The 15,269-nt window shown below is 72.8% G+C and carries 13 protein-coding genes and 1 tRNA gene; 6 read left to right on the top strand and 8 right to left on the bottom strand.

What is annotated here, in order from left to right:
- Positions 1–67: 67 nt before the first annotated feature.
- The gene (locus ACZ5HG_RS11285) at positions 68–901 is read left to right on the top strand and encodes a siderophore-interacting protein (protein WP_464176242.1); all 834 of its coding nucleotides are present in this window, start codon (positions 68–70) and stop codon (positions 899–901) included.
- A gap of 18 nt (positions 902–919) precedes the next feature.
- On the opposite strand, the gene ACZ5HG_RS11280 is transcribed toward ACZ5HG_RS11285, so the two are convergent.
- Complete coding sequence (locus tag ACZ5HG_RS11280) at positions 920–1,747, bottom strand: TrmH family RNA methyltransferase (RefSeq protein WP_464176240.1); 828 nt, start codon at positions 1,745–1,747, stop codon at positions 920–922.
- 18 nt (positions 1,748–1,765) lie between these two features.
- Positions 1,766–1,839 (bottom strand) — tRNA-Leu (locus ACZ5HG_RS11275).
- Positions 1,840–1,987: 148 nt separating this feature from the next.
- Here ACZ5HG_RS11275 and ACZ5HG_RS11270 point away from each other — a divergent pair.
- Positions 1,988–2,695, top strand: a complete 708-nt coding sequence (locus ACZ5HG_RS11270) for an ANTAR domain-containing response regulator (RefSeq protein WP_464176236.1) — start codon at positions 1,988–1,990, stop codon at positions 2,693–2,695.
- Positions 2,696–2,934: 239 nt separating this feature from the next.
- Positions 2,935–4,200 carry an ABC transporter substrate-binding protein gene (locus ACZ5HG_RS11265; protein WP_464176234.1) on the top strand — a complete coding sequence of 422 codons (1,266 nt, stop codon included), beginning with the start codon at positions 2,935–2,937 and terminating at the stop codon, positions 4,198–4,200.
- Between the two features lie 401 nt (positions 4,201–4,601).
- Here the strand turns inward: ACZ5HG_RS11265 and ACZ5HG_RS11260 are convergent, their stop codons facing one another.
- From ACZ5HG_RS11260 to ACZ5HG_RS11245, 4 genes are read right to left on the bottom strand one after another with little or no spacing between them, the layout of a single operon-like run.
- Positions 4,602–5,447 (bottom strand): ABC transporter ATP-binding protein, encoded by an 846-nt coding sequence (locus ACZ5HG_RS11260; RefSeq protein WP_464176232.1) that lies wholly within the window; start codon positions 5,445–5,447, stop codon positions 4,602–4,604.
- Positions 5,444–6,403 (bottom strand): ABC transporter ATP-binding protein, encoded by a 960-nt coding sequence (locus tag ACZ5HG_RS11255; RefSeq protein WP_464176230.1) that lies wholly within the window; start codon positions 6,401–6,403, stop codon positions 5,444–5,446. The genes ACZ5HG_RS11260 and ACZ5HG_RS11255 overlap by 4 nt, the downstream gene beginning before the upstream one ends.
- A complete protein-coding gene (locus ACZ5HG_RS11250) occupies positions 6,393–7,379 on the bottom strand; it encodes a branched-chain amino acid ABC transporter permease (RefSeq protein WP_464176228.1) in 987 nt (328 codons plus the stop codon). The genes ACZ5HG_RS11255 and ACZ5HG_RS11250 overlap by 11 nt, the downstream gene beginning before the upstream one ends.
- A gap of 8 nt (positions 7,380–7,387) precedes the next feature.
- Positions 7,388–8,806 (bottom strand): branched-chain amino acid ABC transporter permease, encoded by a 1,419-nt coding sequence (locus ACZ5HG_RS11245; RefSeq protein ID WP_464176225.1) that lies wholly within the window; start codon positions 8,804–8,806, stop codon positions 7,388–7,390.
- Positions 8,807–9,247: 441 nt separating this feature from the next.
- On the opposite strand from ACZ5HG_RS11245, the gene ACZ5HG_RS11240 reads away from it, so the two are divergent.
- Entirely contained in the window at positions 9,248–9,958 is a 711-nt protein-coding gene (locus ACZ5HG_RS11240) for an N-acetyltransferase family protein (protein WP_464176223.1), read from the top strand.
- Here ACZ5HG_RS11240 and ACZ5HG_RS11235 read toward each other — a convergent pair.
- Positions 9,871–10,272 (bottom strand): PaaI family thioesterase, encoded by a 402-nt coding sequence (locus ACZ5HG_RS11235; protein WP_464176221.1) that lies wholly within the window; start codon positions 10,270–10,272, stop codon positions 9,871–9,873. The two genes, ACZ5HG_RS11240 and ACZ5HG_RS11235, sit on opposite strands and share 88 nt — an antisense overlap.
- On the opposite strand from ACZ5HG_RS11235, the gene polA reads away from it, so the two are divergent.
- Positions 10,271–12,985, top strand: coding sequence for a DNA polymerase I (gene polA / locus ACZ5HG_RS11230; protein WP_464176219.1), 2,715 nt, complete (start codon positions 10,271–10,273; stop codon positions 12,983–12,985). The genes ACZ5HG_RS11235 and polA overlap by 2 nt on opposite strands.
- A gap of 112 nt (positions 12,986–13,097) precedes the next feature.
- Here polA and ACZ5HG_RS11225 read toward each other — a convergent pair whose 3' ends face one another.
- A complete protein-coding gene (locus tag ACZ5HG_RS11225; RefSeq protein WP_464176217.1) occupies positions 13,098–13,928 on the bottom strand; it encodes a class I SAM-dependent methyltransferase in 831 nt (276 codons plus the stop codon).
- Between the two features lie 212 nt (positions 13,929–14,140).
- Between ACZ5HG_RS11225 and ACZ5HG_RS11220 the strand changes: the two genes are divergently transcribed.
- Positions 14,141–15,166, top strand: a complete 1,026-nt coding sequence (locus tag ACZ5HG_RS11220) for a 6-phosphofructokinase (RefSeq protein ID WP_464176215.1) — start codon at positions 14,141–14,143, stop codon at positions 15,164–15,166.
- The last annotated feature ends 103 nt before the right edge of the window (positions 15,167–15,269 follow it).

Below are 15,269 nucleotides of genomic sequence, written 5' to 3'. Positions count from 1 at the left end.
CGACCGCCGCCGCCGGGTGCGAAGGTAAGGCTCTCCTTACCGTGTGCCCGAGGATCCGAGGAGCAGCGTGGCCCGCACGAACATGAACGACACCCGCACCCGCCCGGAGGTCACCGAGCTGCTGACCCTGCACGTGCTCCGGCGCGAGACGGTCACGCCGGGCATGGCACGGGTCACCCTCGGAGGCGGCGACGCCGAGCGCTTCCGCTACCTCGGGCACGACCAGTGGTTCCGGGTGTTCCTGCCGGTGTCCGAGGACTCGCTGTCCCGGCTGCCGAACAAGCTCGACACGATCGCGTACCTCCGGTACCTCGCCATCGCGAAGACCTCGCGCCCGGTGCTGCGCAACTACACCGTGCGCGCCTACCGCCCGGACGGGCCGCAGGGGCCGGAGATCGACGTCGACCTGGTGCTGCACGGCTCTGCCGAGGACGGCACCGCCGGCCCCGCGGCCACCTGGGCGCAGACCTGCTCCCCGGGCGACGCCGTCGCGATCCTCGACGAGGGCTGCACCTACGCGGCCACCGACCGCCACAGATCGATCGTGCTGGTCGCCGACGAGACCGGCCTGCCCGCGGTCGCCGGGATCCTGGACAGCCTGCCCGCCGACGCCCGCGGGCTCGCGCTGATCGAGATCGGCCGCGCCGAGGACCGCCAGGACGTCACCGCGCCGGAGGGCGTCGAGGTGCGCTGGCTGGTCCGGGACGACCTGCACGACCTGCCCGGCGTGCTCGCGCTGGCCGCCGTCGAGGCGCTGCCGGTGCCCGCCGAGCCGTTCTACGCCTGGGCGGTGGGGGAGTCGGCGCTGGCCACCGGCGCCCGTCGGCACTGGGTGCGCGCCGGGGTGCCGAAGGAGGACATCACCTTCTGCGGGTACTGGAAGGCGCCCAAGCGACGCTGAGCGCGGTGCCGCGGCGGCTCAGCGGCCGGCGAGCAGCCGCTGCCGCCGGGCCTCGTACAGCACCACCGACGCCGCGTTCGCGGCGTTGAGCGAGGAGGCCGACCCGGTCATCGGGATGCTCGCGGTGACGTCCGCCGCCTCCCGCCACGCGTGGGACAGGCCGGTGGTCTCGTTGCCGATCAGCAGCAGCGTGGGCCCGGTCAGGTCGATCTCGTGCACGTCGGCGTCCCCGTGCTCGTCCGTGGCGACCAGGATGATCGGCGTGCCCGCCGACCGCTGCTCCGCCACCCAGCCGAGCACGTCCTGCGGGGCGGCGGCGCGCACCACCGGCGTGGCGAAGAACGAGCCAGTGGTCGCGCGCACGGCCTTGGGGTCGTAGGCGTCGGCTGCGTGCCCGGTGGTGATCACGCCGTGCGCGCCGAAGGCGTCCGCCGAGCGGATGATCGACCCGACGTTGCCGGGCTGCGTGGGCCGGTCCAGCACCACGCCGAGCAGGTCCGGCCCGACCGGCACCCGCGCCAGGTCGTCCGGGCGCATCGCGACCACCGCCAGCAGCTCGGCGGCGCCCTCGTCCTTCTCGCTCAGCTCGGCCAGCAGGTCCGGCGCCAGCTCGATCCGCTCGGCCCCGCGCACCCGCCGCAGCAGGTCCAGCGCCCAGGTCGACAGGTCCCGCGCGGGGTCGTACAGCAGCGCCCGGATCTCCCAGCCGTGCTCGACCGCCATCGTGACCGGGCGGACGCCCTGCACCAGGAACTCGCCGGCGCGGCCGCGCTTCGTGCGGTTGGTGAGCAGCGTGGTCAGGACCTGGAAGCGCGCGTTGCGCGCCGTGATCCGGGTGACGGTCACGTGTCCTCCATCGACGGGTGCCCCGAGTGGGATTCGAACCCACACTGGATCGGGTTTGAGCCGAACGCCTCTGCCGGTTGGGCTATCGGGGCCAGGTCGTCAGCGTAGCGGTCGCGGGGTCTCGGCCCGGACGTGCGCGGCTCGCGACGGCCCTCGAGAAGCCGACCGATCGGTCGGCGTGCCGAGGTTCACAGCGCTCGCGACCGCCGTCAGGCGGGCAGAGGTCCTAGAATCATCACCGTGAGCACCCAGGACGCGACGCCGACCACGCCGTCGAGCACCGACACCGCCGCGGCGGACAGCCCCCTCGACCTCGACATCCCCCAGGCCCGCGCGGCCGAGAAGGCCCCGGAGCCGGGTGCGCGTCCGGCGCGCCGCGCCGTGGTGGCCGAGGACGAGGCCCTGATCCGGATGGACGTCGTCGAGACGCTCCGTGAGGCGGGCTTCGACGTCGTCGGGGAGGCCGGTGACGGCGAGCAGGCCGTGGCCCTCGCCACCGAGCTCAAGCCGGACGTCGTCGTGATGGACGTCAAGATGCCCGTGCTCGACGGCATCTCCGCCGCCGAGCGGATCGCCAAGGCCCACCTCGCGCCGGTCGTGCTGCTCACCGCCTTCTCGCAGACCGAGCTGGTCGAGCGCGCCCGCGATGCCGGCGCCATGGCCTACGTGGTCAAGCCGTTCAGCCCGGCCGACCTGCTGCCCGCGGTGGAGATCGCCATCTCCCGCTACGCGCAGATCAGCGCGCTGGAGTCCGAGGTCGCCGACCTCGCCGAGCGCTTCGAGACCCGCAAGCGCGTCGACCGCGCCAAGGGCCTGCTCATGACCAAGATGGGCCTGACGGAGCCGGAGTCGTTCCGCTGGATCCAGAAGACCTCCATGGACCGCCGCCTCACCATGCGCGAGGTCGCGGACGCCGTGATCGACCAGGTCGGCGGCGGCGCCGCCTGACGCCCTGACGCTCCCGGCGAGGCCCGGACCACCGATCGGTGGTCCGGGCCTCGTTGCATTTCCGGAAGACAACAGGAATGTCACGAATCGGCAACGAATCCGGATGAGACACAACGGACACATCGTGGACACACGCGCCGAATAGTTTCGCGCCACAGTCCTCCGGTGGCCGCACGGTCCCGGGCATCCGGCCGGGTTCCCCGCCGCGGTCGGCAGTTCTCATGACAGGGGTTCTACGCATGATTCGTACGACACATGCCGTCCAGGCGGCCGCCCTCGCCGGTGCCGTCGCGCTCGTGCTCACGGCCTGCGCCAGCTCGGACGACGACGCCGCCTCGGGCGACGAGTCCTCCGCCGCGACCGAGGGTTCTCCGCTGATCATCGGCACGCTGCTGCCCCAGACGGGCTCGCTGGCCTACCTCGGCCCGCCCGAGGTCGCCGGCGTCGAGCTGGCCGTCCAGGAGATCAACGAGGCCGGCGGCGTGCTGGGCTCGGACGTGAAGGTCGTGCACGCGGACTCCTCCGACGCCGACCACGCGGAGGTCGCCACCCAGTCGGTCACCGACCTGATGTCCCAGGACGTCCAGGTGATCATCGGTGCGGCGTCCTCGTCCGTCACGCTCAACGTGATCGACGACATCACCGGCGCCGAGATCGTGCAGATCTCCCCGGCGAACACCGCGACCTCGCTGTCCGGGTACTCCGACTTCTACTTCCGGACCGCCCCGCCGGACACCGTCCAGGGCTCGGCGCTCGGCAACCTGATCACCGGTGACGGCCACAGCAACATCGGCATCCTGGTGTTCAACGACGACTACGGCACCTCGCTGCGCGATGTCGTCAAGGAGACCGTCGAGGCCAGCGGCGCCACCGTCGTCTACGGCAACGCCGGCGAGGAGTTCGACCCGGCCGCGAGCAGCTTCGCGACCGACGTCACCGCGCTCATGGCGACCTCGCCCGACGCCGTCGTGGTGCTCGCCTTCGAGCAGACCAAGCAGATCATCCCCGAGCTCGTCGCCGCCGGCGTCGACCCGTCGACGATCTACATGGTCGACGGCAACACGGCCGACTACTCCGCCGACTTCGAGCCCGGCACCCTCGAGGGCGCCCAGGGCACCATCCCCGGCGCGTTCCCGAGCGACGAGTTCCAGGCCCGCCTCAAGGAGGTCGACGCCAACCTCACGGACTACGCCTACGGCCCCGAGTCCTACGACGCCACCATCCTCGCCGCCCTGGCCGCGGTGAAGGGCGGCGCCACCGACGGCGTGACCATCCAGGCGAACATGGCGGCGGTCTCCGGCGCCGACGGCGGCGAGGAGTGCTCCACCTTCGCCGACTGCGTCGCCCTGCTCGACGACGGCTCCGACATCCACTACGTCGGCCAGTCCGGCATCGGCCCGTTCAACAGCGACAACGACCCGTCCTCCGCGTTCATCGGCGTCTACAAGTACGGGGCCGACAACAAGAACGTCTGGGTGAAGGCGGTCGAGGGCTCCGTCGAGTGACGCACTGACCCTCAGCACCACCCCCGCAGGCCCGGGACGCGCACCGCGTCCCGGGCCTGCTGCTGCGCGCTGTGCGCGTGCGTGCCCGCGTCTCGCACTCACGCCCGCCCGCCCGCGCCCCGCACCCGCGCACGCCCGCGCCCCGCACCCGCGCACGCCCGCACGCCCGCCCGCCCGCCCGCGCAGCCCGCCCTTATCGCCGAGTTGTCATCTTTCGCCGCTTCAGGGCGCGCCGAAGCGACAAGAGATGACAACTCGGCGCTGTGCGCGTGCCAACTCTCGCGCGCACCGGGACGCGCCCCACGCCGCAGCCGCGCGCGCGGGGCGTAGAGCAGGGCCCCTGGGCGGCCGACGGAGGTCCGGCTGCCCAGGGGCCCTGGGATCGTGCGAGATCGAGCGGGTCAGTCCTCTGCGGGCGCAGCGGGAGCGGCAGGAGCAGCGGGCGCGTCCGGCTTCGCCGCCCCGGCCGCCGCCTCGACGTCGGTCGCGAGCGTGCCGAGGTACAGCTCGATCACCTTGGGGTCGTTCATCAGCTCACGCCCCGGCCCGGAGTACGCGTTGGACCCCTGGTCGAGCACGTAGGCGCGGTCGCAGATCTGCAGGCAGCGCCGGGCGTTCTGCTCGACGATCACCACGGACACGCCGGCCTTGTTGATCTTGCGCGTGCGGATGAACGTCTCGTCCTGGCGCACGGGGGACAGGCCCGCGGAGGGCTCGTCCAGCAGCAGCACGGAGGGGTCCATCATGAGCGCGCGGGCCATCGCGACCATCTGCCGCTCGCCGCCGGACAGCGATCCTGCCCGCTGCTTGCGCCGCTCGCCGAGCACCGGGAACAGGTCCACGATGAACTCGAACCGCTCCTCGAACCGCTTCGGGGCCTGGAACAGCCCCATCTCGAGGTTCTCCTGGATCGACAACGAGGGGAACACGTTGTTGGTCTGCGGCACGAAGCCGACGCCGCGGCGCACCAGGGAGTCGGCGCGGTGGTTGGTGATGTCCTCGCCCTTGAGCACGACGGAGCCGGAGCGGATGTTCACCAGCCCGAACAGCGCCTTGAGCAGCGTGGACTTGCCGGCGCCGTTGGGGCCGATGATGCCGACCAGCTCGCCGGGGTGCACGACCAGGTTGCAGTCGTTGAGGATGTTCACGCCGGGCACGTAGCCGGCGATCAGGTCCGTGGCGGCCAGCAGGGGCTCGCCCGCGGGCGCCCCGCGGTGCACCGTGCCCGCGTCCGTGACAACCGTCATCGCTTCTCCTCCTCGGCCTCGAGCTGTGCGATCCCGTCCTCGAGCAGCGAGTCGTCGCCCAGGTCGGTGTCGTGGTGCGCACCGAGATACGCGTCGATCACGGCCTGGTCGGCCATGACGTCCTCCGGCGGGCCCTCGGCGACGATCCGGCCCTCGGCCATCACCACCACCCAGTCCGAGATGTGCCGGACCATGTGCATGTCGTGCTCGACGAACAGCACGGTCGTGCCGTCCTCGCGCAGCGCCTGGATGTGCCCGAGCAGCGACTGGGTCAGCGCGGGGTTCACGCCGGCCATCGGCTCGTCGAGCATGACCATGGTGGGCTTGCTCATCAGCGCGCGGGCCATCTCGAGCAGCTTGCGCTGTCCGCCGGACAGGCTGCCGGCGTAGTCGTCGCGCTTGGCGTCGAGCTTGAACCGGGCCAGCAGCTCCTCGGCCTGCTCGGTGATCTCCTTCTCCCGGGCCTTCCACAGCGGGGGGACCAGGGCGGTGAACAGGTTCTCGCCGGACTGCCGGGTGGCGCCGAGCCGCATGTTCTCGATCACCGTCATGCGCGACAGCGCCTTGGTGAGCTGGAACGTGCGGACCATGCCGGAGCGGGCGACCCGGGCGGCGGGCACGCCGGACAGCGAGCGGCCCTCGAAGGTCCAGGTGCCGGTGCTCGGCTTGTCGAAGCCGGTCAGCAGGTTGAACAGCGTGGTCTTGCCGGCGCCGTTCGGGCCGATCAGCGCGGTGATCGCGCCGCGCTGGACCTCCAGGTGGTCGACGTCGACGGCGGTCATGCCGCCGAAGTGCCGGGTGACGGAGTCGGCCACCACGATCGCGTCGGGCTTGATCACCCCGGGGGTGTGCGCGACGTGCGACAGGTCGGCGGTCACGCGGTCCTTGCCGGTGGCGGTGGTCGCGTAGGGGACGGGCTCGGGGACCTCGAAACGGCCCGGGGCGTCAGCGGACATCGATCGCCAGCTCCTTCTTGTCGCCGAGGATGCCTTGAGGTCGGAAGATCACCAGCAGCATCAGCGTGACGCCGACGATGATCCAGCCGAACTGCTCGATCTGCTCGGTGCGCATGACGGACTCGGGGATCCCGACGCGCATCACGGACTTGATGAACATGAGCGACACCCAGAAGATGATCGATCCGAGCACCGGGCCGAACACCGTCGCGGCACCGCCCAGCAGCAGGATCGTCCAGACGAAGAACGTCATCGGGCGGCCCATGGAGTCGGGCTGCACGGCGCGGGGGAGCACGTAGACGATGCCGGCCACCGCTCCGATCACACCGCCGAGCACCAGCGACTGCATCTTGTACGAGTAGACGTTCTTGCCGAGGGAGCGCACGGCGTCCTCGTCCTCGCGGATGCCCTTGAGCACCCGGCCCCACGGGCTGCGCATCAGCAGCCAGACCAGCAGGCAGGCCAGCGCGACGAGCGCCCAGCCGACGATGCGGATCCACCAGGAGTTCGAGGCGTTCATCGAGTACTCGAAGGGGCCGAGCGCCACGTTGCCGTCCGGGAACGGCGAGGCGTCCTGGAAGGTGTGCTTGTAGGAGTTGCCGCGCAGGCCGGAGGACGCGCCGGTCAGGTCGGTCAGCGCCGTGGACCGGCCGACCAGGCGGACGATCTCGGCGGCGGCGATCGTGACGATCGCCAGGTAGTCGCCGCGCAGCTTCAGCGTCGGGATGCCGAGCAGCAGGCCGAACAGCGCCGCGCAGGCGATCGCGACGAGCACCGCGGCCCACAGCGGCCAGCCGGCGATCGTGGAGATCGCGAAGCCGTAGGCGCCGATCAGCATGAAGCCCGCCTGGCCCATGTTGAGCAGGCCGGTGAGGCCGAAGTGCACGTTGAGGCCGATGGCGGCCAGCGCGTACGCCGCGGTGGTGGGCGCGAAGATCTCTCCGGCCGTGTTGATGAGGATCCGGGACCAGTCCATGACGACTCCTAACCGATCCGCTCGGCGCGGCCGAGGATGCCCTGGGGCCGCAGCAGCAGGACGAGGATGAGGATGAGCAGCGCGCCGGCGTAGCGCATGTCGCTGGGGATCACCAGGTTCGACATCTCGACCACCAGGCCGATCACGATCGACCCGGCGAGCGCGCCGAACGCCTGCCCGAGGCCGCCGAGGGTGACCGCCGCGAACATCAGCAGCAGCAGCGCGCCGCCCATGTTCCAGCTGGTCGCGTTGAGGTAGAGGCCCATCAGCACGCCGCCGAGGGCGGCCAGCGCCGAGCCGAGCACCCACACCAGCCGGACGATCCGGTCCACGCTGATGCCGGAGGCGGCGGCCAGCGCCGGGTTGTCCGACACGGCGCGGGTGGCGCGGCCGACCCGGGTGCCGAGCAGGAAGTACGCGACCGCGGCGAGCACCAGCGCCGCGATCAGCAGCGACCACAGCGACGTCTGGCTGATCCGCACCGGCCCGAGGTTCACCGTCTGCGGGTTGGTGGTGACGATGCGCAGCGCACCGCCGCCGAAGAAGAACTGGAACAGGTACTGCAGGGCCATCGACAGACCGATCGTCACGATCATCTGCTGGGTGGTGCCCACGCGGCGCTTGCGCAGCGGGTGCCACAGCCCGGCGTCCTGCAACCAGCCGGAGGCCGCGCCGGCGACGACCGCCAGCACGCCGGAGACCAGCAGCGGCAGGCCGAGGGTCTGGCAGCCGATGTACGCGAGGATCGCGCCGAGGGTGACCTGCTCGCCGTGCGCGAAGTTGCTCAGCCCGGTGGTGCCGTAGATCAGCGAGAGGCCGACCGACGCCAGCGCGAGCAGCACGCCGAACACCAGGCCGCTGGTGGCCTGCTGCGCGAGCCGTGACCAGGAGAAGCCGCTGCCGCCGCTGCCGGTGGGCGCGCCCACCTCGCCGTCGGTGGTGCCGGCGTCGGTGCCGGTGGACGGCTCGGCGGTCGACCCGCCGGTGCTCCCGCCGGAGGACGCCTGCGGCTCGCCGAGGGGGAACAGCGCCCCGGCGGCGTTGCCGAGCTCGACGGCGACCGTGCGCGGGTTGCCGGCAGGGTCGCGCAGCGTCTCCCCGGCGGGGAGCGTCGCGGTGTCGAGGGTGACGGTGTACGAGCCGCTCGCGGTGACCGCGGCGGTCCACCGGCCGGTGTCGTCGGTGGTGGCCTGGACGCTCTGGCCCTCGCCCTCCACCGTGAGCACCACGCCGACGGCGGGTTGCTGGTCGGCGGTGCGGATCGTGCCGTTGATGCACGCGGTGGCACCGTCGGCGACGCAGTCCCCGGTGGTGGCGGCGTGCGCGGCGCCCGGCAGGGCGAGGGTGAGCAGTGCGGTGAGGACGAGCACGCCGAGGGCGGCGAGGCCCCTGGCGGTGGAACGGTCCCTGGTCGCGGCTGGGCGCACCTGGTCCTCCGTCCGGTCGTGGTCGGCAGCTTCAGACGACAGCGTTGAGGGAATGCGCGAGCGCGCGACCTGGGGGTTCATTCCTCCACGGAGGAATTCGTCCCAGGAATGCCGGGCGCCCACGGATCCCGTGAGTGGGACGGACACTAGGGACGGAGTGTGTCGAACTGATTTCCGGAGTGTTTTCGACATTCGTGTGGTTGCGTCGGTGCTGGTGCGCCCGCGCGGGGGACCCTGGTCCGGCCGTTCACCCGGACGGGTGGTGTGGACGCGCGCCCACCCGCCGCGACCAGCGGCGCGACGACGTGACGGGGCTCACGGCCCGGGCCCCGACTAGGCAGGAGCCGCCGGGTTTGCGATGATCGTCCGATCTTGCGGGGGGCGCAGGAGACGACGACAGTGCCGTCGCCGTGAGTCGTCCACCTCAGGAGGTCGTGGCCAGTGCGCTCGCCCGTCACCGTCCGTCCGGCACGTCCGGAGGATCTCGACGTCCTCGTCGACCTCAGCCTCGCCGCCCGCGCCGAGTCCCTGGTGGGTGCCCAGCTCTGCACCGACGACGGCGACCGGTTGCGGCACCAGATCGGCGCGCTGATCGCCGAGCCCGGCGCCTGCGGCCTGGTCGGCACCCTCGACGGCATAGTCTGCGGGCTGCTGCTCGCGCGGGTCTCCGGACCGAACCTGTTCACCGACGAGGTCTCGGTGGCCCTGGAGGCGGTCTACGTCGCCGAGGGCGCCCGGCGCCGCGGTGTCGGGCACGCCCTGCTCGGCGCGCTGACCGACCAGGCGCGCGAGGTCGGGGCCACCGACGTGATCGCCGTCCCGCTGCCCGGCGCGCGCGGCATGCTGCGGTTCCTGGCCCGGCTCGGCTTCGCCCCGGCGGCCGCGCACCGCGTCGCCAGCACCGAGCACCTCCAGCGCCGGCTCCAGGCCGAGAACGGCCGTCCCGCGCCGCGCGCCGGCCGCACCGGGATCGACGACCTGATCGCCCGCCGACGGCGTGCGCGCACCACCCGTGCCGCCGGGTCCACCGACGGCGTCGCGCGGGCCTCGGCGGCCGAGGCCGGTCAGGCCGGGCGGTCGTCGATCAGCATGCAGGTCAGCCGGGCGGTGCAGAGCCGCCGACCCCGCGGGTCCTCGACCACCACGTCGTAGGTCGCCACCCGCCCGCCCAGGTGCACGGCGGTCGCCGTCCCGGTGACCACGCCCTCGGCCGCCGAGCGGTGGTGCGTCGCGTTCAGCTCGATCCCCACCGCGTGCCGGCCCGCGCCCGCGTGCACGTTCGCCGCGTAGGAGCCCAGCGTCTCCGCGAGCACCGCCGACGCCCCGCCGTGCAGCAGCCCGAACGGCTGGGTGTTGCCCGCCACCGGCATGGTGCCCACGGCGCGCTCCGCGGTGACCTCGGTCAGGGTGATGCCCATCCGCTCCAGCAGCGTGCCGGCAGGGGAGGGAAGGTCGGTGTGGGTCATGCCCGATAGGTTGGCACCCGTGAGCAGCACGACGCGAGACCAGCCCGCACGACTCCTCCTGGTGGACGGTCACTCCATGGCCTACCGGGCGTTCTTCGCCCTGCCCGTGGACAAGTTCGCCACCTCGACCGGGCAGCCCACCAACGCGGTGTTCGGCTTCGTGTCGATGCTGGCCAACCTGCTGCGCGACGAGCAGCCCACCCACGTCGCCGTGGCCTTCGACGCCGGCCGCGTCACGTTCCGCACCGAGCAGTACCCGGAGTACAAGGCGCAGCGCGAGGCGTCGCCGGAGCCGTTCCGCGGCCAGGTCGACGTGATCAAGCGCGTGCTGGAGACGCTGCGCATCCCCACGATCCAGCAGGAGCGGATCGAGGCGGACGACATCCTCGCCACGCTGGCCGGCCAGGGCGAGGCCGCCGGCATGGACGTGCTGATCTGCTCCGGCGACCGCGACTCGCTCCAGCTCGTCACCGAGCGCGTGACCGTGCTGTACCCGGTCAAGGGCGTCTCCGAGCTGGCCCGGATGACCCCGGCCGCCGTCGAGGCCAAGTACGGCGTGCCGCCGGCCTCGTACCCCGACATCGCCGCGCTGGTCGGCGAGTCCAGCGACAACCTGCCCGGCGTGCCCGGCGTCGGCCCGAAGACCGCCGCGAAGTGGGTCACCACCTACGGCGGCCTGGAGGGGATCGTCGCCTCCGTCGACCAGATCGGCGGCAAGGCGGGCGAGTCCCTGCGCGCCCACCTCGACCAGGTGCTGCTCAACCGCCGGCTGAACCGCCTGCTGCCCGACGTCGAGCTGCCGCTCGGCGCCGAGGACCTGGCCGCGCAGCCGTGGGACCGCGAGGCCCTGCACACGATCCTGGACGAGCTCGAGTTCCGCACCCTGCGCGACCGGCTGTTCGCGATGCTCCCCGACGAGGCCGAGGCCGCCGTCGCGGACGCCCCGGTCGAGGGCCCGGCGCTGGCCACCCCCGTCCCCGGCGGCCTGGCCGCGTGGCTGGCCGAGCACGCCGCCGGACGCACCGGCGTGGACGTCACCGGCGTGGTGCGCCCGGGTGCCGGCGACGCCACCGGCATCGCGCTGGCCGTCGGCGACCTCGCCGTCGCCTACGACCTCCAGGAGATCGACCCCCGCGACGAGCAGGCCCTCGCCGCCTGGCTGGCCGACCCCGCGCGGCCCAAGGTCGTGCACGCCGCCAAGGAGGCCTGGCACGCGCTGGCCGGCCGGGGGCTCGCGCTGGACGGCGTCGTCTTCGACACCGAGCTCGGCGCCTACCTGTGCCAGCCGGACCGGCGCGGCTACGACCTGGCCGACCTGGCGATCGGCTACCTGCGCCGCGAGATCGGCGTCACCCGCGTGGACGAGGGCCAGGGCGCCTTCGACCTCGGCCTGGACGGCTCCGACGAGCACGCCAAGGCCGCCGAGCGCGCCGCCGCCGTCCTCGACCTCGCCGACGTGCTGACCGGCCAGCTGGTGGACCGCGGCGTCGACCACCTGCTCGCCGACGTCGAGCTGCCGCTGGAGCGCGTGCTCGCCCGCCTGGAGCACGTCGGGATCGCGGTGGACGCCGACTACCTCACCGAGCTCGAGCGCGAGTTCGACGCCGCGGTGCAGCGTGCCGCCGCCGAGGCCTACGACGTGATCGGCCGGGAGGTGAACCTCGGATCGCCGAAGCAGCTGCAGGAGGTGCTCTTCGACCAGCTCGGCATGCCGAAGACCAAGAAGATCAAGACCGGCTACACCACGGACGCCGCCGCCCTGGCCGACCTGTTCGTCCGCACCGAGCACCCGTTCCTCGCGCACCTGCTGGCGCACCGCGACGCGATCCGGCTGCGCCAGACCGTCGAGGGCCTGCTGCGCTCCGTGCAGCCCGACGGGCGGATCCGCACCACCTTCCAGCAGACGATCGCGGCCACCGGGCGGCTGTCCTCCACGGACCCGAACCTGCAGAACATCCCGATCCGCACCGAGGCCGGCCGGCAGATCCGTCGCGCGTTCGTCGTCGGCGCGGGCTACGAGACGCTGCTCACCGCCGACTACTCGCAGATCGAGATGCGGATCATGGCGCACCTGTCCCGCGACGAGGGGCTGATCGCGGCGTTCCGCTCCGGCGAGGACCTGCACTCCTACGTCGGCTCCCGGGTGTTCGGCGTGCCGACCGACGCGGTCACCAGCGCGCAGCGCTCGAAGATCAAGGCGATGAGCTACGGCCTGGCGTACGGGCTGTCCTCCTACGGGCTGTCCCAGCAGCTGAAGATCACCACCGGCGAGGCCGCCGGCCTGATGGAGGACTACTTCTCCCGGTTCGGCGGCGTGCGCGACTACCTGGCCGGCGTGTCCGACGAGGCCCGTGCCACCGGGTACACCGAGACGATCCTCGGTCGCCGCCGCTACCTGCCGGACCTCACCAGCGACAACCGGGTGCGCCGCGAGGCCGCCGAGCGGATGGCCCTCAACGCCCCGATCCAGGGCAGCGCGGCGGACATCATCAAGCTCGCCATGCTCGGCGTGCAGCGCGAGCTCGACGCCCGCGGGCTGACCAGCCGGATGCTGCTCCAGGTGCACGACGAGCTGGTGCTCGAGGTCGCCGCGGGGGAGCGCGAGGAGGTCGAGGCCCTGGTGCGCGAGCAGATGGGGGCCGCGTTCCCGCTGGACGTGCCGCTCGACGTCTCGGTCGGCGTCGGCGGCTCCTGGCACGCCGCCGGCCACTGACCCCGGCGCGCGAGGCTCACCCCCGCGCCGAGAGTGCACGGATGCACGCTTCACGGGCGCCGAAGCCTGCATTCGTGCAACTTCGGCGCCCTGGGACGCACCCCCGCGCGGCTCAGGCCGGGCGGTGCGCGACCAGGATCGCCGTGCCCGGCAGCCGCTCCCCGCGCAGCGGGCTCCACCCGCCCCAGGTGCGGTCGTGCCCCGCGGGCCACTCCGGCTCCACCAGCGCGTCCAGCACCAGCCCGGCGCCGACCACCTGCGCGACGTGCTCGCCCAGCGTCCGGTGGTACTCGGCGTAGATCACCCGGCCCGCCGCGTCCTGCTCCACGTAGGGCCGCCGGTCGAAGTAGGAGCGGTCGGCGGTCAGCCCGCGCTCGCCGGGGTCGTCCGGGAACGCCCAGCGCACCGGGTGCGTCACCGAGCACACCCAGCGCCCGCCGGGCCGCAGCACCCGGAACGCCTCGGCGTGCACCCGCTCGGCGTCCGGCACGAACGGGATCGCGCCGTAGGCGGTGAACGCGACGTCGAAGGACGCGTCCGGGAAGGGCAGCCGGCGCGCGTCCGCCTGCACCAGCGGCACCCGCTCGCCGGCCGGTCGGCGACGGTCCACCGCGGCCCCGGCGGCGAGCATCGCGCCGGACACGTCGGTGGCCACCACCTCCGCGCCCTGGCCGAGCAGCCACCGCGCGCACTGCGCCGCACCGGAGCCGATCTCCAGCACCCGCCGCCCGCGCACCTCGCCGAGCAGGTGCGCGTCGGCCTCGCGCAGCCCCTCCGGGCACCAGCAGAAGTCGTCGTCGCCGAGGAACGCGCCGTGCTCGTCCAGGTAGTCGGCGGCGTTCGCGTCCCACCACAGCCGCCCGGAGCGCTCGGCGGCGGCCGCCGGGACGTCGCGGTAGCCGGCGTCGGCGAGGGGGCCCGGGACGGTGCTGTCGGTGCTCACGCCCCGACGTTACCCGCGCCGTGCACGCGGCCCCGGCGCCCGGTCCGTCCGGTGCGTCCGCGCTGTTCACCCGCCGGACGCGCCCCGGCCACCGCCCGCGACACGGCCGGGACCTCAGGCTCACACGACCCCGTGCGCAGCCCGGATAACCTGGGGCGTGCCACGCGAGGACGCGTCGGAAACCCCCTCTTGACGATCAAGGAGACCTCAGCGTGCGAGTCGGACTGCTCACCGGTGGAGGCGACGTCCCCGGACTGAACGCGGCGATCCGTGCCGTGGTGAAGCGCGGGGAGGGGGAGTACGGCCACTCGATCATCGGGTTCAAGAACGGCTGGCGCGGTGTCGTGGACGGCGACATCATCCCGTTGACCCGCAACCACATCCGCAACGTCCTCCCGGTCGGCGGCACCCTGCTCGGCACCGCGCGGTTCCACCCGCACGCGGCGGACGGCGGCATCGACGCGGTGCTGGCCACGCTGGAGGCGGAGCGGATCGAGGCGCTGATCTGCATCGGCGGCGACGGCACCCTGCACGCGGCGTCCAAGGTCGCCGAGGCGGGCGTGAAGATCGTGGCGATCCCCAAGACGATCGACAACGACGTGTGGGGCACCGACCGCTCGATCGGCTTCGACACCGCGGTGGAGATCGCGACCGAGGCCCTCGACCGCGTGCACACCACCGCCGAGTCCCACAACCGCGTGATGATCGTCGAGGTCATGGGTCGCTCGGCCGGCTGGATCGCCGTGACCTCGGGCATCGCGGGCGGCGCCGAGCTGGTGCTGGCCCCCGAGGAGCCCTTCGACATCGACAAGGTGGTCAAGTTCCTCAAGCACCGCCACCGCGCGCACGCCAACTTCTCGATCGTGGTCGTCGCCGAGGGCGCGATCCCGGCCGAGGGCACCTCGATGTCCTACGAGGCCCCGGTCGGCCAGTTCGGCGAGATCGTCGCCGGCGCGATCGGCGAGCGGGTCAAGGCCGAGATCGAGCGGCGCACCGGCTTCGACACCCGGGTGACCGTGCTCGGCCACGTGCAGCGCGGCGGCACCCCGGTCCCGGCGGACCGGATCCTCGGCAGCCGGTTCGGCGTCGCGGCGATCGACGCGATCAGCGCGGGGGAGACCAACGTCATGACCGCGCTGCGCGGCGAGAAGATCGAGCTGGTCCCGCTGAGCGAGATCGCCGGCAAGGTCAAGCACGTCCCCGCCGACCTGCTCCAGGTCGCGGCGGCCCTGGCCTGAGCCGCACCACCGTCGTCCGAGGACCGGTGCTCCGCCCTGAGCGGGACGCCGGTCCTCGGTCCGTCCCCCGCTTTGACCCGCTGTCATGGGGGTCGGTAGGGTA

It is taken from the genome of Cellulomonas sp. GTC20042, from assembly GCF_055389595.1.
The sequence above is the reverse complement of the archived record's forward strand: the minus strand, read 5'-3'. Positions and strand labels throughout refer to the sequence as shown.

What these genes read in the sequence shown, in the direction of transcription:
- ACZ5HG_RS11265 (WP_464176234.1), top strand. Translation starts at nt 2,935, where the DNA reads ATGATTCGTACGACACATGCCGTCCAGGCGGCCGCCCTCGCCGGTGCC.
- ACZ5HG_RS11260 (WP_464176232.1), bottom strand. Translation starts at nt 5,447, where the DNA reads ATGACGGTTGTCACGGACGCGGGCACGGTGCACCGCGGGGCGCCCGCG.
- ACZ5HG_RS11255 (WP_464176230.1), bottom strand. Translation starts at nt 6,403, where the DNA reads ATGTCCGCTGACGCCCCGGGCCGTTTCGAGGTCCCCGAGCCCGTCCCC.
- ACZ5HG_RS11250 (WP_464176228.1), bottom strand. Translation starts at nt 7,379, where the DNA reads ATGGACTGGTCCCGGATCCTCATCAACACGGCCGGAGAGATCTTCGCG.
- polA (WP_464176219.1), top strand. Translation starts at nt 10,271, where the DNA reads ATGCCCGATAGGTTGGCACCCGTGAGCAGCACGACGCGAGACCAGCCC.
- ACZ5HG_RS11235 (WP_464176221.1), bottom strand. Translation starts at nt 10,272, where the DNA reads ATGACCCACACCGACCTTCCCTCCCCTGCCGGCACGCTGCTGGAGCGG.